Origin of the sequence: Paenibacillus naphthalenovorans, assembly GCF_900099895.1 — a bacterium.
Lineage (GTDB): Bacteria > Bacillota > Bacilli > Paenibacillales > NBRC-103111 > Paenibacillus_G > Paenibacillus_G naphthalenovorans.
In genome coordinates this window covers 286,360-306,542 of the sequence record NZ_FNDY01000002.1, presented here as the reverse complement: position 1 = coordinate 306,542, position 20,183 = coordinate 286,360, and the positions used below count along the sequence as shown (strand labels likewise).

At 46.1% G+C, this 20,183-nt stretch carries 20 protein-coding genes and 1 pseudogene; 15 read left to right on the top strand and 6 right to left on the bottom strand.

Annotation, left to right across the window (positions count from 1 at the left end; genetic code table 11):
* Nucleotides 1-84, top strand: an 84-nt coding sequence (locus BLT35_RS03965; protein ID WP_139170764.1) for an IS3 family transposase, incomplete at its 5' end; no start/stop codon positions are given.
* A 98-nt stretch (nt 85-182) separates the two neighbouring features.
* Here the strand turns inward: BLT35_RS03965 and ald are convergent.
* Genes ald through BLT35_RS03950 form a run of 3 tightly spaced genes read right to left on the bottom strand, consistent with a single transcriptional unit; the run spans nt 183 to nt 3,564 of the window.
* Entirely contained in the window at nt 183-1,301 is a 1,119-nt protein-coding gene (gene ald, locus BLT35_RS03960) for an alanine dehydrogenase (protein ID WP_074727045.1), read from the bottom strand.
* On the bottom strand, nt 1,298-2,191 hold the full coding sequence (locus BLT35_RS03955) for an NAD(P)-dependent oxidoreductase (RefSeq protein WP_062407282.1): 894 nt from the start codon (nt 2,189-2,191) through the stop codon (nt 1,298-1,300). The genes ald and BLT35_RS03955 overlap by 4 nt, the downstream gene beginning before the upstream one ends.
* Nucleotides 2,188-3,564, bottom strand: coding sequence for an aspartate aminotransferase family protein (locus tag BLT35_RS03950; protein ID WP_082660654.1), 1,377 nt, complete (start codon nt 3,562-3,564; stop codon nt 2,188-2,190). The genes BLT35_RS03955 and BLT35_RS03950 overlap by 4 nt, the downstream gene beginning before the upstream one ends.
* A 136-nt stretch (nt 3,565-3,700) precedes the next feature.
* Between BLT35_RS03950 and BLT35_RS03945 the strand changes: the two genes are divergently transcribed.
* A complete protein-coding gene (locus tag BLT35_RS03945; RefSeq protein ID WP_074727043.1) occupies nt 3,701-5,347 on the top strand; it encodes a PucR family transcriptional regulator in 1,647 nt (548 codons plus the stop codon).
* A gap of 24 nt (nt 5,348-5,371) precedes the next feature.
* Here BLT35_RS03945 and BLT35_RS03940 read toward each other — a convergent pair whose 3' ends face one another.
* Entirely contained in the window at nt 5,372-5,998 is a 627-nt protein-coding gene (locus BLT35_RS03940; RefSeq protein ID WP_054817982.1) for an FMN-dependent NADH-azoreductase, read from the bottom strand.
* Between the two features lie 61 nt (nt 5,999-6,059).
* A complete protein-coding gene (locus tag BLT35_RS03935; RefSeq protein ID WP_074727063.1) occupies nt 6,060-6,482 on the bottom strand; it encodes a MarR family winged helix-turn-helix transcriptional regulator in 423 nt (140 codons plus the stop codon).
* 227 nt (nt 6,483-6,709) lie between these two features.
* Here BLT35_RS03935 and BLT35_RS03930 point away from each other — a divergent pair, with 227 nt between their 5' ends.
* The 11 genes from BLT35_RS03930 (at nt 6,710) to BLT35_RS03880 (ending at nt 17,318) form a co-directional block, all read left to right on the top strand.
* Nucleotides 6,710-7,351, top strand: coding sequence for a GntR family transcriptional regulator (locus BLT35_RS03930; protein ID WP_062407292.1), 642 nt, complete (start codon nt 6,710-6,712; stop codon nt 7,349-7,351).
* Between the two features lie 158 nt (nt 7,352-7,509).
* Nucleotides 7,510-8,406, top strand: coding sequence for an NAD(P)-dependent oxidoreductase (locus BLT35_RS03925; protein ID WP_083351173.1), 897 nt, complete (start codon nt 7,510-7,512; stop codon nt 8,404-8,406).
* A 128-nt stretch (nt 8,407-8,534) separates the two neighbouring features.
* Nucleotides 8,535-8,984 (top strand): tripartite tricarboxylate transporter TctB family protein, encoded by a 450-nt coding sequence (locus BLT35_RS03920; RefSeq protein WP_062407296.1) that lies wholly within the window; start codon nt 8,535-8,537, stop codon nt 8,982-8,984.
* A gap of 11 nt (nt 8,985-8,995) precedes the next feature.
* Nucleotides 8,996-10,504 (top strand): tripartite tricarboxylate transporter permease, encoded by a 1,509-nt coding sequence (locus BLT35_RS03915; RefSeq protein WP_235594247.1) that lies wholly within the window; start codon nt 8,996-8,998, stop codon nt 10,502-10,504.
* Nucleotides 10,505-10,575: 71 nt separating this feature from the next.
* Nucleotides 10,576-11,595: a tripartite tricarboxylate transporter substrate binding protein gene (locus BLT35_RS03910; RefSeq protein ID WP_062407300.1), complete on the top strand. Its 1,020-nt coding sequence runs from the start codon at nt 10,576-10,578 to the stop codon at nt 11,593-11,595.
* Between the two features lie 138 nt (nt 11,596-11,733).
* Nucleotides 11,734-12,618, top strand: coding sequence for a DUF6282 family protein (locus BLT35_RS03905; RefSeq protein WP_062407302.1), 885 nt, complete (start codon nt 11,734-11,736; stop codon nt 12,616-12,618).
* Nucleotides 12,619-12,636: 18 nt separating this feature from the next.
* Nucleotides 12,637-13,368, top strand: a complete 732-nt coding sequence (locus BLT35_RS03900; RefSeq protein ID WP_171005846.1) for a PIG-L deacetylase family protein — start codon at nt 12,637-12,639, stop codon at nt 13,366-13,368.
* Nucleotides 13,368-14,078, top strand: a complete 711-nt coding sequence (locus BLT35_RS03895; protein WP_074727042.1) for a 4-carboxy-4-hydroxy-2-oxoadipate aldolase/oxaloacetate decarboxylase — start codon at nt 13,368-13,370, stop codon at nt 14,076-14,078. Before BLT35_RS03900 ends, BLT35_RS03895 begins: the two co-directional genes overlap by 1 nt.
* Before the next feature lie 216 nt (nt 14,079-14,294).
* On the top strand, nt 14,295-14,936 hold the full coding sequence (locus BLT35_RS03890) for a GntR family transcriptional regulator (protein ID WP_062407306.1): 642 nt from the start codon (nt 14,295-14,297) through the stop codon (nt 14,934-14,936).
* A 178-nt stretch (nt 14,937-15,114) separates the two neighbouring features.
* The gene (gene fdhA / locus BLT35_RS03885; RefSeq protein WP_062407308.1) at nt 15,115-16,332 is read left to right on the top strand and encodes a formaldehyde dehydrogenase, glutathione-independent; all 1,218 of its coding nucleotides are present in this window, start codon (nt 15,115-15,117) and stop codon (nt 16,330-16,332) included.
* Between the two features lie 26 nt (nt 16,333-16,358).
* Nucleotides 16,359-17,318: a catechol 2,3-dioxygenase gene (locus BLT35_RS03880; RefSeq protein WP_062407309.1), complete on the top strand. Its 960-nt coding sequence runs from the start codon at nt 16,359-16,361 to the stop codon at nt 17,316-17,318.
* A 190-nt stretch (nt 17,319-17,508) separates the two neighbouring features.
* On the opposite strand, the gene BLT35_RS03875 is transcribed toward BLT35_RS03880, so the two are convergent.
* Nucleotides 17,509-18,846: an LLM class flavin-dependent oxidoreductase gene (locus tag BLT35_RS03875; protein ID WP_074727041.1), complete on the bottom strand. Its 1,338-nt coding sequence runs from the start codon at nt 18,844-18,846 to the stop codon at nt 17,509-17,511.
* Nucleotides 18,847-19,225: 379 nt separating this feature from the next.
* Here BLT35_RS03875 and BLT35_RS27470 point away from each other — a divergent pair.
* Together BLT35_RS27470 and BLT35_RS27465 are read left to right on the top strand one after the other, a co-directional pair.
* Nucleotides 19,226-19,687, top strand: a pseudogene (locus BLT35_RS27470) (CocE/NonD family hydrolase); the annotation flags it as partial.
* A complete protein-coding gene (locus BLT35_RS27465) occupies nt 19,591-20,169 on the top strand; it encodes a CocE/NonD family hydrolase (protein WP_254777503.1) in 579 nt (192 codons plus the stop codon). The pseudogene BLT35_RS27470 and the gene BLT35_RS27465, both read left to right, overlap by 97 nt.
* Nucleotides 20,170-20,183 lie beyond the last annotated feature (14 nt).

The window sequence follows — 20,183 nt, the reverse complement described above, 5'->3', positions numbered from 1 at the left end:
TACTATAACCACAAACGAATGAAGGCAAAATTAAAAGGCATGAGTCCAGTTCAATACCGTACGCATGCCTTACAAGCTGCCTAATAACATAACCTAGTCTAACTTTTTGGGGTGCACTTCAAACGAGCTGCTCCTTTTTTTAGAATGGATAGCAATGAAAGTGGCGCTTACGGATTCAAGCCTCAAGCACTTATCATTTTCTCGACTTCCGAAAACGGGTAACCAAGCGCTTCGGCGACGCCTTTGAACGTAATTTTGCCATCCAGCGTATTCACTCCACGGGCGATCGCTTTATTTTTGGCAATCGCCCCTTTAAAGCCGTCATTGGCGATTTGCAGCGCATAGGGAGTCGTTGCGTTGGCCAGCGCCAATGTGGATGTGCGGGCAACAGCTCCAGGCATATTCGACACGGCGTAATGGATGACGCCATGCTTGGTATAAGTTGGCTCATCATGCGTGGTAGCGCGGTCAATCGTTTCAATCGATCCTCCCTGATCAATCGCAACATCGACGATGACCGAACCCGGTTCCATTTGCTTCACCATCTCTTCGGTAACGAGCCGGGGTGATCGCGCCCCCGGGATCAGAACGGCTCCGATCACTAGATCCGAATCTTTTACGGCTTGGGCGATGTTATAAGGATGGGACATCAATAACCGGATTCGGCCGTTAAAGATTTCGTCCAGATACCGGAGGCGGCTTGGGTTGATGTCGAGCAATGTGACCTGCGCGCCCATTCCTGTTGCTATTTTCGCGGCGTTGATCCCGACGATGCCGCCGCCGATAATCGTTACCCGGCCAGGAAGTACGCCCGGTACTCCGCCAAGGAGCACCCCTTTTCCTCCTGAAGTTTTTTCAAGATAATGCGCGCCGACCTGAACGGCCATGCGTCCGGCCACCTCGCTCATCGGCTGCAGCAGCGGCAGTTCTCCGTTATCCAGCTGAATGGTTTCGTAAGCAATGCCGGTAACTGCGTTATCCAGCAGCGCTTTTGTCAAATCCGGCAGCGGGGCAAGATGCAGGTAGGTGAATAAAATCAAATGTTGGCGAAAATAACGGTATTCTTCCGGAAGCGGTTCTTTTACTTTCATAACCATGTCCGCTTCCCAAGCGTCTTCCGCCGTTTGTACAATCTTCGCTCCCGCTGCGGCATAATCTTCATCGGCAAATCCGCTTCCAATGCCGGCCCGTGTTTCGATTTTGACCTGATGCCCGGCTTGGACAAGCGTCGAAACCCCTGCAGGCGTAATCGCTACGCGGTTTTCGTTATTCTTTATTTCTCTCGGCACGCTGATAATCATACGGACTCCCCTTTGACAATCAATCTGTATTTGTCTTCCATCGGACGGATAACGGCTGACACATCAGAGGCGCCATACCCCGATTGCTGGGCGGCTGCAATAGCTTCCCGGGCCGTTTCCGCCACGCGCAGCACCATCCCTTCATTACGGGCAACCTCACAGGCGATGCGCATATCTTTCAGCAATAGATCAATGCTGAAGCGTGGAGCAAATTCACGGTTGACGATTAACGGAAAAACCCAGTTAAGAGCCGCGCTGTTCCCTGTGCTCGATTGGAGCACCGAGAACATTTTTTCTTTATGAATCCCCGTTTTTTCTGCAAGCACCAGAGCTTCGGCAAGAACGGATGTATGCGCCCCGAAAAGCATATTATTAATCAGTTTCGTAATGCTGCCGCTGCCGCTGTCCCCCATATGCATGATCTTTTGGCCCATCGCTTGAAACACGGGAAGGGCCCGGTTCAAGGCTTGCTGATCTCCGCCGCACATGATGGTCAGGGTGCCGGCCTCTGCGCCCGACGGACCTCCGCTTACAGGCGCGTCGATGAAGGAAACGGCTTTTTTCCTTGCTTCCGCATCGATTTTTCGGCTCAAATCCGGACCTACCGTGCTGTGATCGGCCAGGATCATCCCAGGTCGGATACCGGCCATGATGCCGTTTTCTCCGAAGTATACCTGTTCCACCGTATCCGGCATAGGCAAGCAGGTAAGCACGATATCGGTTTTCGCCGCCAAATCTGCCGGATTCAAGGCCTCCATAGCTCCGTGGGATACGGCCGTTTCGATCGGTCCGCGGCTGCGGCTGTATACATAGACTTCAAACCCCCTTTTTAACAGATTCGTCGTCATCCTTAACCCCATAGTACCCAGGCCGATAAATCCTACCTTCATCCGATCCGTCCCCCTATATTCACTTTATCCGCTGCGGCTAAACATTCCAATGCTTGATCCAGCGTGTCCACGATAAAATCAATTTCTTTTTCGGAGGTGACAAACGGCGGAGACAATGTGATGATGTTGTTGAATCCCGGAACGGTATCGCTGTTTTTACCTGCCAGCAGTCCTTGTTTTTGGCATTCCGACAGCACCTTCAACATGATATCGGTAGAGACTGGCTCTTTGCTTTCTTTATCTTCCACCAATTCAATCCCGGCCAGAAAACCAAATACCCGGATATCCCCAACATGCGGATGAACGGTCAATCGGGCGAGTTTTTCCTCCAATAACTTGCCCATTTTGGCTGCTTGACCGACCAGATTTTCTTTTTCAAGAATTTCAATATTTTTTAAGGCGATGGCACAGGAAACCGGATTGCCTCCGAATGTATTAATGTGTCGGAAATGAGCGTCGGCCTCCGGTTGCTTGAACGCTTGATATATTTCGGCCCGGACCGCTGTTGCGGAAAGCGGCGAATAGGCGCTTGTGATGCCTTTGGCCATGGTGACGATGTCCGGCTTCACCGAAAAATTGAAGTGTCCGAATTTTGCTCCGGAACGCCCAAATCCGCAGATGACTTCATCGACAATCATCAATACACCATATTTGTCGCAAATTTTTCTAACCTCTTGCAAATACTCGGGAGGCGGCACAATAACCCCTCCGCCGGTAATGACAGGTTCAAGTATGACGCCGGCGACCGTTTCCGCGCCTTCCCAGTTCATGACCTCATCATAAATTTGCGCGCATTCCAGCTGGCAGCTTCCTTTCTCCTTGCCAAACGGGCAGCGGTAGCAATAGGGCGGCGGGACATGCAGGAAACCCGGCGTCAGCGGTTCATATTTGATTTTTCGGTGTGCTTGACCGGTCGCTGCTAATGCTCCCATCGAGTTGCCATGATACGCCCGATGCCTGGAGATAAATTTATGACGCGTAGGCTCGCCGTTTTGGTGATGATATTGGCGGGCAATTTTGAATGCTACTTCGTTGGCGTCCGAACCCGAATTCGAATAAAAAATCCGGTAATTTCCTTCCAGCCATTCGTTGATTTTCGCCGCCAGTTCTATGGCAGGCACATGACTTTGCACAAGGGACGCATAAGCAATCGTCTTGATCTGTTCTTTTGCCACTTCGGCGATTTCTTCACGCCCATGACCAATGTTTACGCACCACAGGCCGGACATCCCATCGAAAAACCGCTCACCGTCAATGGTCGTAATCCAGCTTCCCTCTCCCGATACAACAATCATCGGATTTTCATTGTGCGGGGAAATTTGATGCCATAGATATTTGCTGTCTTTCTCCAACAGTTCCTGTTTGTTTAACATGGTTTTTTTCTCCCTCATTGACTTTAATGTAATATTAGCTTACATTAAAATTAACATCTTTTTAGCTGACAAAGTGTTTAGTGATCTTGTAAATAATTAGACATATTGTCAATCAAGTCATTAAGGGAGGCACGTCATGGATTATGATGACAAATTAACCGTCGAAGCCATTCTCGAACGTCCTCTTTTCCGCCATGCTCGCATCATTGCCGGTCACGAGGGAATACGCCGTAACGTACGCTGGGTGCATATTGTGGAAACTACCCATCTGAGCCCATTCGTCAATGAAGACGATTTGATCTTGACAACCGGTGTCGCTCTTAAAAGTATAAAAATCCGGCATATTTATATGAATCAATTAATTGAACAAAAAGCAGCCGGACTTTGCATTGAATTGGGAGAACATCTGGCGACCATTCCCGGTGACATGATCGAATTGGCCGATAAACACCATTTCCCGCTCATTGCTTTCGAACAACCGGTCCGTTTCGTCGACATTACCCAGGATCTGCATGCATGGCTTATTAATAAACACCATCATTTTTTGCAGGAATTGGAACAGTTGTCCCGGGAATTACAAAAATTGACGCTTCAATCTACCGAAATTAAACCGATTCTTCAATTGCTGCATGAACGGACCAAATATCCGGTACTTTTTTATTCTCTCGTCGGCAACTCCTATGCCATTCCTTCCAGCTATCACACGGAGCTCGAAACTTATCAGCGGCTTGTAGATGGACGAGCGGATGTCGTCTCTTCCTTATGCGAATTGCCTTTTGACGCTTCCCGGAAAATTATGATCCAGCCGGTCATTTGTTTTGGAAATACCCTTTCATATATAGCGCTGTTGCTGCCCGACCAGACCGTATCAGACCATTTGCCGTTTATTCTTGATTATGCGATACAGGCGACAGCTCACGTGCTCCTCCGAAAATTGTTTCTCGAAGAAAAAGCGATGGAAACCCAACAGCAATTCATGGAAGATTTATTAATAGGCAATGTTCATCAGGAAGATGCGATGCGCGCGCGCATTGGTTTGCAGCCGACAGATAAGCAAGATTATTATTTTATGGCGGGAATCATGCAGATTGTTCACGACCTGAAGCATGAAAATGAGGAAGTAATAGAATCGGTCAAGCAGGATTTGCTCGTATTATGCCGTACTTTATTGAGAAAGCAAGGATTTCACTGCTTGCTGCTGAATAAAAAAAATCAATTATATATCCTTTGTTTTAAGGAATCGTATTCTTTTTCAGCCTTTGATTTTAAAGGAAAGTTAACAAAAACCTTGCATGAGCTCCGGCAAAATCTATCCCATAATTTCCGTGGGAATCTCGATCTGTTCGTAGGGTTCAGCCAGCCGAAGACACGACTGATCGATATGCATTTCAGTTTTGCCGAGGCGGACAAAACATTGAACATCGGCATTCTGCTGCCGGGAGCCAGCCCTTTTTATGATGAACTGGGAGTCTATCAAATTTTGACCCATATTTCGGATACGCGGTTGTTAAAAAAATTTGTTCATGACCATATCGGACCTTTGCTCAAGTTTGAGGACGAAACCGATATTCCGCTTTTGGAAACACTTTCCGTCTATTTTAAAAACATGGGGAATAAACAGGAAACGGCGGAACAGTTGTTTATCCACAGACAAACGCTGTACCACCGTCTGGAAAAATGCAAAGAACTGCTCGGCCCCGATTTTTTAAAACCGCACAAACGAATTTGCCTCGAACTGGCGATCTACGCTTATCATCTTGTAGATCATCCGCTTCATAAGTGAAATCATCCGATTGACGCTGTCTAATTAGAAGCGGCTTGCGAAAGTAGTCGCTTTTACAAGTCCTTCGTGAATAATTTCTTCTGCCTTGTCAGGGAATTGGTTGTGCCCCTCTACAATGACGGTTGTGATGTCTTTTACTCCCCAAAAGTTTAAAATATTGGTTACATAGTTGACTGCCATCTCGGCAGATTGCGCAGGTCCGCTGGAATAGACGCCGCCCCTTGCATTTAACAAAACAACCTTCTTATTCTGAAGCAGCCCGACGGGGCCTTCTGGAGTATACCGGAAGGTCTTGCCTGCTTGACTCAGATAATCCAAGTACGTATGAAGTACGGAAGGAACAGTGAAGTTCCAGAGCGGGAAGGCGAATACGATCTTATCCATGGCAAGGAATTGGTCCAGATATTGATTTACCGTATGGGCAGCCGCTTGTTCCTCCGGAGTAAGTTCCAATCCTTTGGCTAATTTAAACATCCCGTTAATTTTATCCGCATCATAATACGGTAAATTTTCCTTAAACAGATCCAATTCAATGATCTCATCCTGGGGATGGGATTCTTTGTAGCTTTCGAGGAATGCCTGGTACAGCTTAACACTGACAGCTTGCTCAACCGGGCGGGGATTTGCTTTGACAAAAAGTACCTTAGCCATAATAACCTCCATCGATGCTGTTATTTTGTTGTTATAGCAACTATTAGACGGAGAAAAGCTCCTACTCCATATTGGAACTCATTTTAGTAAGGATTCGTCTTAACTCGATTAGCTCTTCCTCGGTAATTCCTTTACATACCAAACGATTAAATTCCTCGGCTATGGGAATGACTTGCTCGCCTAATTTTTTTCCTTCATCCGTCAGGAAAACCCTTAGTGAACGCCGGTCGTGTTCTCCGACCACTCTGTGAATAAAGCCTTTTTGCTCCAGATTATAGACCATACGGGCAATATTCGTTTTATCTTTTTTCAGCTTCTCGGCAATTTCATTTTGATTAAGGCCGTCTTTTTCCCAAAGAAGCATCATAATCAAATTCTGCTCCGGCGCGAGCTGAAAAGGAGCCAGCTTGGATTTAATATAATTGGTGAGGGTTAAATCGGTCTGATGAATAAAAATGCTGATATATTCTTGTAAAGGAAGCATCAAATCCAGCCCTCTCCTTAAAAAGTTGCTATAACAAATGTGATTATATTCATAAATAGCCCAGGTGTCAATTAGGATGAGGAATCGAACCGTTTTCCTTCAAAAAAGTGGAAGTGGCGCGCATTCATTTGCTCCTTGACATCCACTTACGAAATATTTATGATTAATTTTGCACATAATTGTATTACAAAATTGTTCAATAAAACTTTATCATAGGAGAAAAGATAATGAGTAATCAAACAGAGTATGCCTATAAATATATTCGTGAGCGAATATTGGACGGTACTTTCAAACCAACTCAAAAATTGATTGAAAGTCAGTTGTCGGAAATGATAAGCGTAAGCCGAAACACTGTGAAAAAAGCTTTGTTAAAGCTGGAGCGGGAAAATTTGGTTAGCATTGAAAACAATAAAGGAGCGACCATTAAATCGTTTACCTTGGAAGAAGTGAAAAATTATCTTGAAATAAGGGAAGCCTTGGAGGGGATCATTGCCAGATCGGCGGCACAGCATATAAAGGATACAGAAATTGATGAGCTGGAGCAGCTCTTATTAAGAATGGAACATTGTATGAAGCAAAATCAAATTGATGAATATTCCAAATTAAACAGGTTATTCCATAATATACTTTACAATGCATCCAGAAATATACAAGCGACGGAAATGGTGAGTATGATAAAAACGCAGTTAATGCGGTTCCACTTCAGAACACTGCTCATTCCCGGAAGAAACGAAAGTTCTCTCAATGAACATAAAATGATTTTTGCTTCTTTGAAAAACCATGATGCGGCAATGGCTGAGTTGGCCATTAAGCAGCACATCTCTAACGTCCGAAAAACAATAGAAAATAATTATCAATATTTGTTGTAACAGGCTCCAATTTTTCGACTTTTTTTGCTAAGTTATTGACACGAATTTGCAGATGCGTTATATTTTTTGTTGTAAACATAATTGTTGAACATTATTGTAGTCTATATGTTTCAACTTTCATGTATTTGATTGCTTACTGATAAAGGGAGGTTAGTACATTGAACCAACCGGGTATAGGCTTCATCGGATTCGGTGAAGCAGCATTTCATATGGCGAGCGGTTTAGTGTCCGAGGGAGTTTCATCTATCTTCGCATTCGACGTAATGGCAGCAGAGCCGGTGGCTGGGGCTATCATTAAAGAAAGGGCTGATTTGGCTAATGTGACTTTAACTTCGTCTTTGAAGCAATTAATTGAAAGCAGCCGCATTGTTTTTTGTGCAACCAGTGCCAAGTATGCGCTTATGATCGCTCAAGAAGCCGCTGCATTTTTGCGAAAAGAGCAAATTTATGTGGATATGAATTCGGCATCTCCAAAAGTAAAGCAAGAAATTTCTAAGCTTATGGATCAAGCAGGCGTATGGTTTGCAGATGCGGCAGTCATGGAAGCCGTTCCTCCTCACCGCCATAAAGTTCCGATTTCGGCCAGTGGTACAGGTGCACGTAAGTTTTCGGATGTCATGGGGAGATACGGAATGAACATTACCTATATCAACGAGGAGGCCGGAAGCGCTTCAGCAATGAAAATGATTCGAAGTATTTTTATGAAAGGGTTTACAGCCTTGCTTCTGGAAACATTGACTGCAGCTTATAAATCAGGAATTGACCGAGAAATATTGACTTCCATCCGGGGGACCCTATCTAGCCATTCCACTGAGGAATTAGCCAATTTACTTCTTACACGTACTGCTATTCATGCGGAGAGAAGAGTAGCGGAGATGGAAGAAGTCATCGGCACATTGAAGGATCTGGATTTGGATTACTCTGTATCCTTGGCGACCAAGGGAAAGCTGCAGCAGATCGTTGACCTGGATTTAAAATCCCATTTCGATATGAAGGTTCCCGATCATTTTGTGCAGGTTCTTGAAGCATTAATGAATAAATCCGTACCACAATAAATCATTCATTATAGGCGAGAGATTGAAAGCGCTAACCGGGTAAAAATTGAAAGTCTGATAAGCAGGGGTTTGGCACGAGTGAAAACGGATAAAAGTTCATGCGAGAATGAATAAAGGATGTGCTTCATTTGAAAAACTTAGGCGTTTACATGGCTGTTTTCTTTCTCCTCTATAGCGGAATCATGTTTTGGGAATCATTATCGATGGATTATTACAGCGAATACGGCCCGGGTCCCGGGATGCTGCCACGGTGGGTGAGCGGACTCACTTTCGTTTTTTCCATAATCTATCTGGTCATTTCGCTAAAAAAAGATATCATTCTTTTCTCCCGGATTTTGCCTAAAGGTGAAGGGCTTATCAATGTTTTGGTATGCGCGGGTTCTTTCATCCTATTTATCATTATCGCACCTTTATTGGGTTTTTTAATTGGCAGTACGATAACCTTATTTCTCTTGTTTATGCGGGGCTATAAATGGTATTGGAGTTTAGGGCTCTCCGCTTCGATATCTTTCATCGTATTTTGGGTTTTCGGAATCCTTTTACAGGTGCCGTTACCTGTAAATGACTTGGGATGGTAGGAGGGGAAATCGTGGAATCGTTAGGTTACTTACTGCTTGGATTCGAGACAGCGCTTACGTGGCAAAACCTGTTGTATTGTCTGTTGGGCGTTACATTCGGCATGTTCATCGGCGTTCTTCCCGGATTGGGTCCTACAGCAGGAACGGCGCTCCTTTTGCCTTTGACTTTTGCACTTGAGCCGGTATCTGCGATTATCATGCTGTCCGGCATTTACTATGGAAGCATGTACGGAGGAACCATCACATCCGTATTGATTAATACCCCAGGGGAGGCCTCCTCGTTAATTACATGTCTGGACGGCCACCCGTTAGCCAAGCAGGGTCGAGCGGGGGCAGCGCTTGGGATCGCGGGTATCGGTTCGTTCATCGGAGGCATTGTTTCCATTGTCGGGTTAGTTTTAATCGGCCCCTTTCTGGCGAAGCAGGCGCTTAATTTTGGTCCTCCTGAATTTTTTGCTTTGGTGATTTTAGGGCTCTCTTTGCTGCTTGGATTAATGGGAAAATCCTTATTGAAGGGGGTTATCGGAGCGCTTTTCGGTTTATCTATAGCGTTTATTGGCCAGGATCAAAGCTCCGGCATCATTCGATTTGCTTTCGGTCAAACGGAACTGATGAAAGGTATAGACTTTATAGCCATTGCGATGGGGATGTTCGGGCTTTCCGAACTATTTATCAATGCCGAAGAAAACTTGAAAGGGAAAGCTGCAGTACCTTCTAAGGTGAACGGTCTGCTTCCTAAAAAGGAGGAATGGGGACCTTCTATGAAAGCGATCGGCAGGGGAAGCATATTGGGCTTCCTGATCGGATTAATTCCGGGAACCAACTCGGTCATTCCTACGATTCTTAGCTATTCTATGGAAAAGAAGCTGTCTAAACATCCTTCCCGCTTTGGAAAAGGGGCTTTGGAAGGGGTGGCCGGGCCGGAAACGGCTAACAATTCCTACAGCGGTGGCGCATTAATTCCGCTGTTCACACTGGGGATTCCGAGCTCTCCTACCGTCGCGGTATTGTTAGGCGCTTTTATTATGCATGGTCTTACTCCGGGACCGACGCTGTTCCAGAAAAACCCGGACCTGGTATGGGGAATTATAGCGAGTATGTTTATCGGAAACGCCATTCTGTTAGTCATGAACCTGCCGATGGCCAATGTGTGGGCGAAAATTACGATGATTCCCTTTAAACTTCTCTTGCCGATCATTATCATGATCACAATTGTTGGAACGTACAGCCTGAATAACAGCATGTTTGATGTAGGGGCAATGCTGGTCTTTGGAATTCTAGGCTATTTATTTAAAAAGGCTGAAATTCCACTGGCTCCCATTATTTTAACTTATGTGTTAGGCGTTCTTTTAGAGAAAACGTTATTGCAGTCTTTAACTATTTTTCAGGGGGATGTTCTCGGGTTCTTCACGAGACCGCTTTCCGGGACGATCTTATCGATCGCCATTCTCACCATGCTCATCAGCATCGTTGCCTCGATAAAAAATAAACGGCCCGTTACAGAAGATGTGGAAATGTAAGATTTGGCGTCCATGTGAGAATAGACGTTCGGATAAAATTTATATAAAAAAATGATAAAGGGTGGCTTGCTATGAAAAAAACGTTTGTTGCTTTTGCCATTATTGTATTAACCCTTGGAGCGCTTATTGGATGTACCCCGCGGTCCTCTAATGATTCTACGGATGCAGCCGGTAAGGGGGCGGCCGGAACTCAGCAAATCGATTGGCCCAATAAGCCGATTAAGCTCATTGTACCCTTTGCCGCAAGCGGGGGAACTGACCTGGGTGCGCGTCTTTTAGCCTCTTATTTAGAGAAGGATTTGGGAGTTCCGGTCGTGGTTGAAAATAAGGTGGGGGCTGCAGGTTGGGTAGCTTACGCCGATTTAGTGAATGCCAAACCTGATGGCTACACCCTTGGTGTCATCGTTAATCCGGCGTTAATTACTGGATATATCAACCCTTCCGCCAATAGAAAAGAGAACTTGGACAGCTTTGAACATATTATTAATCACGGGGTTGATGAAGGACTCATTGCTGTACGTCCTGACGATAAACGTTTTGCAACTATTAATGATCTTATTGAGTATGCAAAAAATAACGAGATATCCGTAACCAGCAATGGTATAGGTTCAAGCAATCATTTGATTGCATTGTCAATGAACAAAGAACTGGGAACGAAATTTAGATTCGTTCAATTTGGCGGTACGGGGGAAGCTATAGCAAGTGTACTCGGCGGTCATGTCGATGTACTGATTGGGGAAATCGGGGGAGCGATTGACCAGGTTCATAGCGGTCAGTTAAAGGCTCTAAGTGTTTTTGGGCCGGAACGCAATCCTAAGCTTCCGGATGTGCCTACGATGAAAGAAAAAGTGGGTTTCGAGAATTCGATCACCTATGCATCCAGAGGTATAGCAGGGCCTAAAGGCATTGATCCGCAAATCATTGCAAAGCTCCAGAGTGCTATTGAGAAAGCAGAAACCAATCCGGAATTTATTAATAAAGCGAGCGAATTGGGCATGAAGGTTGATCTGACGAAAGGAGATGCTTATATACAGCTGTTAAAGAAGCAGGAAGCAGCCATAATGGAGCTTAAGACGATGCTTGGTTGGTGATGTCATGTTTCAATGATGCAATTGACATAAATCAAACAGCGGATTATAATCATTATTGCGCAATATTGTTTAACAATATTGAAAACTTTAATGAAACTCAATTAATTGACCTTACTCTTAAGAAAGCGAGGAAATCATGTGTATCCAGAATTGCTTGAAGGGGCCTATGACCTGCATGTTCACACGGGACCGGATGTCATGTCCAGAAAGCTTGACGATCTTGAAATGGCGGAACGCATCCGAAAAGTTGGGATGAAAGGATATGGAATAAAATCACACTATTTTTGTACGGCAGAACGGGCGAAATTAGTCCATAAAGTTTATCCCGACGTAAACTTGATTGGAGCGATCAGCTTAAATAATTCAGTGGGTGGACTCAACCCTCTGGCTGTAGAAATGGCAGCCCGCGATGGAGCGAAAATTGTTTGGATGCCTACATTTGACGCTACGAACGAGCAAGAGTTTTTTAGAAAAGGATCCCATACCAAATTACCTTTTTGGGCCAAATTGCAGATGGAATTAATTGAACAAGGAAAAACCCAATCCAGTATATCCATATTGGAGGAATCCAAACTTAAAAAAGAAGTTTACGATATTTTGGATATCATCTCGCATTATAACCTTATCCTCGCTACCGGGCATTTAGGGAAGGCGGAGACATTCGCTTTAGTGAAAGCAGCCGTTGATTTAAAAGTCAAGAAAATCGTAGTTACGCATCCGAATTTTCCTTCTATCGATTTTACAAAGGAGGAACAAAAAGAGCTGGCTCAACAAGGGGCATTTATGGAACACTGTTTTACCACGCCTCATTCCAATAAGACAACCTGGGAAGCGGTATACGAGCAGATTCGTTTCGTAGGTCCTCAAAACTGTATTTTATCAACGGACTTAGGTCAACCAAACGGTCCGTACCCCGATGAAGGGTTGGCGATGTTTGCTGCCAATTTATTAAATAATGGTTTTACTAAAGAAGAACTGAAAAACATGATGGTGGAAAATACTTCATTTTTAGTAGAAGAATAAATTAAGGGAGATGAAAGCATGATTGATCAGAACACGAATTTATTGGTTGTCAGTGCCCATGCAGCGGATTTTGTGTGGAGAGGCGGAGGTACGATTGCCAAATACATCAAGCACGGGGCTAACGTCTCGTTAGTCATATTAAGCTACGGCGTTAGAGGGGAATCGAATGACCTTTGGAATATCGAAGGGCAAACCGTCGAAAACGTCAAAAAAATCCGGCGCCAGGAAATCGAACAAGCCGCGGAGCATCTTGGCATCCGTCAAATGGAAATTTGGGATTATGAAGATTACCATATGAAAATAACTGACGAACGGATGGAGCGGATGGTTTGTAAAATCCGTGAAACGGCTCCGCATCATATTTTGACACATGGCTTTAAAGACGCATTTAATCCGGATCATGAGACCGTTGGGAAGTTCGTATTTGATGCAAGTGTTCTTTCGACCTCGAACGGTGTGCGAATCGACGGGTATCCGACGGCCAAGCAGGCGCGCCTATTCGGCTTTGAGCCCCATCAATCCGAAATTAGCGACTTCAAGCCCGACGTGATCATAGATATTACCGAAACCTACGAGCAGAAGGAAGCTGCGATGAACTGCTTTAAAGCCCAGAAGCATTTAATTGAATATTACGGGGCAAAGGCCAAGCTTCGGGGCAATCACGCCCGCAGGGTTTCCGGCAACAATCAATACCAATATGCCGAAGCCTTCAGCCGCTGCTTCCCTTATGTTGGAGGCGAGTTCAACTGATGGAAAGGTACATTGTAAGAAACATTGACCGGCCTGATCAAACGATCATCGAACAATTTTCCAAGCTTGATGTCTCTACCGTATATGAGGCCCAGGGAAAAATCGGCCTTGTAAGTCATGAATTGCAGACGGTCAAACCGGGAAATAAGATTTGCGGTCCAGCGGTCACCGTCACCTGTTTTGCGGGAGATAATTTAATGATTCATGCCGCCATCGAAATTTGCAAGCCGGGTGATGTTCTGGTCATTACGACAATCGGGGAAAGCCGCACGGGCATGATAGGGGAGCTCATCGTCAATGCACTTATGAAACGCGGAGTTCAAGGTGTCGTTACCGAAGCGGGAATCCGCGATGTAGCCAAAATCAGAGAATGCGGATTTCCGGTTTGGTCCAAAGCCATTCACTCGCAAGGCTCGACGAAATCACGCGGTGGCTGGGTGAATGCACCGGCGGTGTGCGGCGGAGCCTCTGTTAACCCCGGAGATTTGGTGATGGCTGATGATGACGGAATTGTTTTTGTGAAAAAAGAAGACCTCAAGCTTGCACTGGAGAGCTCTAACCAAAGAATGGCCAAGGAGGAAAATACCAAGACCAGAATCGAAAGAGGAGAGCTAAGCCTTGATTTTTATAATTTGAGAGGGATTTTGGAAAAAGAAAATGTAGTGTATTACGAGAGCGAGGAAGCAAGAACGGCAAGGAAATCGTGTTGACAATGTTGACGATGAAGAATCTCAGTACGTTCTTATGAGCAATCCTGGGTAATGCGGGTAGTTACAAGGAAATGACGGGCGGGTTTGCGTGCGGCGCAAAACCCGTTTTTTCTTATTTGTATTGACATTTTCATAAAAAAAATATATTGTATGATAGTATTGTTCAACTTTTTTGTATATCTAAATTAAGCACATGGTAAGAAATGGGGTAAGGATATGGGCGGTCAAACGGACATTGCTTTTCAATATATTAAGGAAAAAATTTTGACCGGTGTTTACAAACCATCGCAAAAATTAACGGAAAACCAGCTTGCAGAGGCCATAGGTGTCAGCAGAAATACCATTAAAAAGGCGCTTATGATGCTGGAACGGGAAAACTTGGTTGAAGTGGAAAACAACAAAGGAGCCACCATCAAATCTTTTACGCTTGAGGAAGTCATCAATTATATGGAAATACGCGAGGTTCTTGAGGGATTAGTGGCCAAAAGTGCTGCTAAGAATATCAGTGAAGCCGACATCAAACGGCTTGAAAACATTCTCGAGACCATGAATTCACATATTAAAGAGAACAGATTTGACGAATATTCCTTATTGAATCGTGAATTTCACAATGTCATATACAATGCATCGAAGAATGTTCAAGCTATTTCATTAATCAACACCATTAAAACGCAATTAAATCGCATTCACTTCAAAACCATATTAGTCCCGGGGAGAAATCAGCAGTCTTTTATAGAGCATGAGAGAATACTTCAGGCCCTCAAATCGCACAATGAAAAGGAAGCAGAAGAAGCGATTAAGAACCATGTGGCTAATGTGCGTCAAACCATTGCACAGAACTATCAATATTTGCTTTAGGCATATTTTAAAACGTCCAGTGGCAGGGCGTTTTTTTTGTGCGCAGCGCAGGATAAATTTAACATTTGCATTGACATACGAATATGAAAAAACTATACTTGAATTGCAATCAATATTGTTGATCAATATAGAATTCATTTTTGAATTATTTTAATGAAACGATGAAGGAGGAGAAAGCATGGCAGGGAACAGGGCGGTTGTGTATAAGGGATCAGGGAACGTAGCGGTTGAAGATATTCAATATCCCGAATTAATTCTCAGGGATGGCCCGGGAGTGAACCCCAAAAATGTCGGACGCAAGTGTGATCATGGCGTTATCCTTAAGGTTGTAACAACGAATATTTGCGGCAGCGATCAGCATATGGTACGCGGCCGTACAACAGCCCCCGCCGGTCTGGTGTTGGGACATGAAATCACGGGTGAAGTGATTGAGGTTGGCCGGGATGTAGAGTTTATCCAAAAAGGTGACTTGGTGTCGGTTCCTTTTAATATTGCATGCGGCCGCTGCCGCGCTTGTAAAGAACAGCATACACACGTCTGCTTGAATGTAAATCCGGATCGTCCTGGTTCTGCGTACGGTTACGTGGATATGGGAGGCTGGGTAGGAGGTCAATCAGAGTACGTCATGGTCCCTTATGCAGACTTCCAGCTGTTAAAGTTTCCCGATAAAGACCAGGCCATGGAGAAAATTCGCGATTTGACGATGCTTTCGGATATTTTTCCAACGGGCTATCATGGAGCGGTATCCGCAGGAGTAAGACCCGGCTCCACCGTTTACGTGGCAGGCGCGGGCCCTGTAGGGTTAGCTGCTGCGCATTCGGCACAGTTGCTGGGGGCCGCGGTAGTTATAGTTGGAGACTTGAACCCGGAGCGATTGGAGCAAGCCAGAAGCTTTGGATGTGAGACGGTCGACCTAAGCAAGCATGACAATTTGGGGGAACAAATCGAACAGATTCTTGGTGTGCCGGAAGTCGATTGTGCGGTTGATTGTGTAGGATTCGAAGCTCATGGACACGGACCTCAACATTCGGAGGCGCCGGCAACGGTCTTAAACTCGATCATGCAGGTCACGCGGGCAGGAGGCAAATTGGGGATTCCGGGCTTGTATGTGACGGGAGATCCCGGTGCTCTAGATGAAGACGCCAAGATAGGAACCCTGAAGATCAGATTCGGATTGGGTTGGGCGAAAGCGCATACATTTGTGACAGGGCAAACTCCCGTTATGAAATATCATTATGAATTGATGATGTCGATCCTTCGCGGCAGGGCGCAAATCGCAAAGGCAGTGAATGCGACGGTCATATCGCTGGATGAAGCCCCTCAAGCCTATGCGGCTTTCGATAAGGGAGCCGCCAGGAAATATGTCATTGATCCTCATGGCATTCTGAAGAAATAAAAATGATATTTCAGAGGTGAATGAGGATGGATTCGTATCATGAGCCAATCAGAGATATTGCGCATCTGGGTCATGTGGAGCTTTTGACACCCAAACCGGATGAAAGCCTCCGGTTTTTTAAGGATATTCTCGGTATGGAAGAAGCGGGGCGTGCCGGACAGTCGGTGTATCTCCGCGGATGGGGACAATACGAAAGGTATTGCATGAAATTAACGGAATCGAAACAGCCGGGCATTGGTCATACGGCATTGCGGACTTATTCTCCGCAAGCTTTGGAACGCCGATATGCCGCGATTGAAAAAAGCGGATATGGCATAGGCTGGACGGATGGCGATATCGGTCATGGCAAGTCTTACCGGTTTATGGATCCGGACGGTCATCAGATGGAAATTTATTTTGAAGCCGAAAAGTACCAAGCCCCTGAGCATTTACGCCCGGCGTTGAAAAATCAGCCGCAAAAATACACGGGCAAGGGTGTAGGTGTGCGGCAGTTGGACCATATCAATTATTTAGCTCAGAAAGTGGAACCCAACAGTCAATTTATGCAGGATGCATTGGGGCTGAGGGTGAGTGAACAAATTGTTTTGGATAATGGAACTCATGCGGGCTCCTGGTTGTATGCCGGACAAAAATCCTATGAGTTGGTCTATACGCTGGATGCGACTAACCGTCGGGGAAGACTCCATCATATTACGTTTTGTGTAGATTCATGGGATGATCTCATGCGCGCAGCCAATATTTATGTGGAGAACGATATTGTGATTGAAGGCGGTCCGGCAAAGCATGCGATCCAGCAAACCTTATTCTTATATTGCTTTGAACCGGGCGGCAATCGGATAGAACTAGCCACCGGCGGATATTTTATTTTTGCGCCGGATTGGGAAACGGTGACATGGACGCAGGCGGAAAGGGCCAAAGGTCAAGCGTGGAGGACGCCTACCATCCCAAGCTTCCATACCTATGGAACACCCGTTGTTGAAGAGTAGTTTGGCCATTTTGCTTTTGTCCGGTTACCCGCACCCCGAAGAGGCAGAGATATTCGGCGAGAAAGCACTCCCCCTTTTTAAACGAAAACTGGCGGAGAGGAACGCCCGGCTCAGAAAGGCGGCGACAGTTCATCCATAATATGGCGGAAGCGCCTCCCGATCTTAAACGGAGGCGCTTCTTTTCATGCAGCTATACGGTTTGGCGGCTGAAGCGGTTGGGCGGAACGGGTAAACCGAAATGCTCCCTCAATGTGGTTCCTTCATAATCTTTTTTAAATAAGCCCCGTTGTTGAAGAATCGGGACCACCCGATCGATGAACTCTTCCAGGCCGTCCGGTAAGGCCGGAGACATGAGCATAAAACCGTCTGCGGCGCCTTCAAGAAACCATTTTTCCAACGTATCGGCAATCTTCTCCGGGGTTCCGACGAGGTGATCGCCGCTGAATGAACCGATGATTAACGAATAAACTTCCCTTAAGGTCGGGTTTTCCCGGATGATCACCGGTTGATGCTTGCGATAATCGGGATGGATGGCGTTTAGGGTATGTAAGCCGGCTTCTTTAGAGGCGGTTTCCGGCGTAAAGCGGCTTAGATCGAGTTCCCTAAAATAATCGGCGAGAAATCCCATAATGGTATCATCGGGAAGCAGCCTCTCCAGCCTCTTTAGCTTTAGGCGCGCCTCCTCTTCCGTTGCTCCGATGACAGGAGAGATCCCCTGGAGAATGTAGACATCGTCCGGATTTCTGCCGAATGACACGATTCGTTCTTTAAAAGCTTGATAATATTGCCTTGCGTCTTCGAAGTTAAATTTGATGGCAAAAATGATTTCCCCGATTTGAGCCGCGAATTGTTGTCCGGGCTCAGAATTCCCCGCCTGAACGAGTACGGGATGCCCTTGGGGAGAGCGTGCGATATTCAGCGGACCCTCCACCTCGAAAAATTCCCCTTTGTGCCGGATGCGATGAAGCTTGTTCGGATCAAAGACAACGCCGGTTTCTTTATTGAAAATAAAGGCGTCATCCTCCCATGAATCCCATAAACCCAGAACGACGTTTACGAATTCCGCCGCCTTTTGATAGCGAAGGGCAAGCTCCGGATGGGTCGAGGCGCCGAAATTTCGGGCCGTGCTGCCGGATAAGTCTCGCGTCGTGACGATGTTCCACCCGACTCGCCCTTTGCTGATATGATCGGCCGACATAAATAAACGCGCGAGATTGAACGGTTCGATATAAGAAGTAGAGGCTGTTGCGACAAGTCCGATACGGGATGTGGCCCCCGCCAATGCGGCAATGAGCGTAATCGGCTCGAAGCGGTTCAGAATATTGGGGTGGGACTGCTCATTAATCGCCAAACTGTCCGCGAGAAAGGCGATGTCGAATTTACCGCGTTCGGCGGTCTGAACCAGCCTGCGGTAATAGTCGATGTCGATGCTTGCTCCCGGATGGGCTTGTTCAAGCCTCCATGAGCCAGCGTGCATTCCGGTTCCGACCAAGTAGGCCGACAATTTCATTTGTCTCTTACGGGCCATGGACACCACTCCTATGTCTGATGGGGGGAATAAAAATAAAAAAAGACACCTTCTGCGGCAAAAGAAAGTGTCTCCAGTCGGTCTGGTCGATCCATCGGATAACAAATACCTGCATAAATAGCAGGAATTAGAAGCTTATAGTTGAAATCCTAATCAGAAAATGAGTTCTTGTCAACTCATCCTTATAAAAAAACATCTATTGACCATTTTCATATACGTATGCTACTATTACTTCCATATATAACCAACTAAACTTGTATGAATACTTTCATTACCAGTCAACTGGAGATGTCGATATCTGATGCTCATTATCAGATAGGGCGTCTTTTTTTATAGCTGTTTCTGATCCACATGCAGCAGGAGGGAAGGAGCGGAAAGGATGTCCGACACGGCGAGGCTGATACTTGAGAAAAATGTGTCCGTGCCGATGCGGGACGGCATAAGGTTATACGCGGATATATACCGGCCCGATGACGGAAGGCGGCATCCGGTATTACTGCTTAGAACGCCGTATAATAAAGAGGATGCCCAGACGATGAATTATGCGCATCCGAGCTGGTATGCCCGCCACGGATACGTGGTGATCGTCCAGGATACAAGGGGCAGATGGGTATCCGAAGGGGACTTCCAACCTTATGCGGATGACGGACAGGACGGATATGACACGATCGAATGGGCGGCGTCTCTTCCGTACACGGTTCCAAAGGTGGGCATGTACGGATTTTCCTACGCCGGAGCCGTGCAGTGGCTCGCTGCGGCGAATCGCCCGCCTCACTTGACCTGCATTACGCCAGCCATGACCGGCTCCGATTCTTATCAAGGCAAAACATACAGGAACGGGGCCTTCGCACTTGCTTGTACACAGTCCTGGGTGCTGTTCGTTGCCCAGGATACGGCGCTGCGAAAGGGGCGGACAGATTGGGCCGAAACGTCACGCTTGAGCTGTACGCCTCCACTTCGGCCGAAGATACCGATTTTGTCGCCAAGCTTGTCGATGTGTATCCCGACGGCAGAGCGTACAACATTGCAGAAGGGATCATTCGGGCAAGTTACCGAAACGGGCTGGAGCGTCCGGAGCCGGTGCCTCCGGACGGCATTGTGAAATATGAAATTTCATTAGGCCCGACGGCTGTTGTGTTTCAACAAGGACATTCGATCAGGCTGGATATTACCAGTTCATTGTTTCCGACATATGATCGAAATCCAAATCGCCTTATGAATCCCGGAGAGGTCACGGAAGCGGATTTCGTTACGGCGACACAGACGATACATCACGACGGCCGCCGACCTTCCAGGATTTGGCTGCCTATCTTGCGCGAATAAAAGTAAAGGCGGTG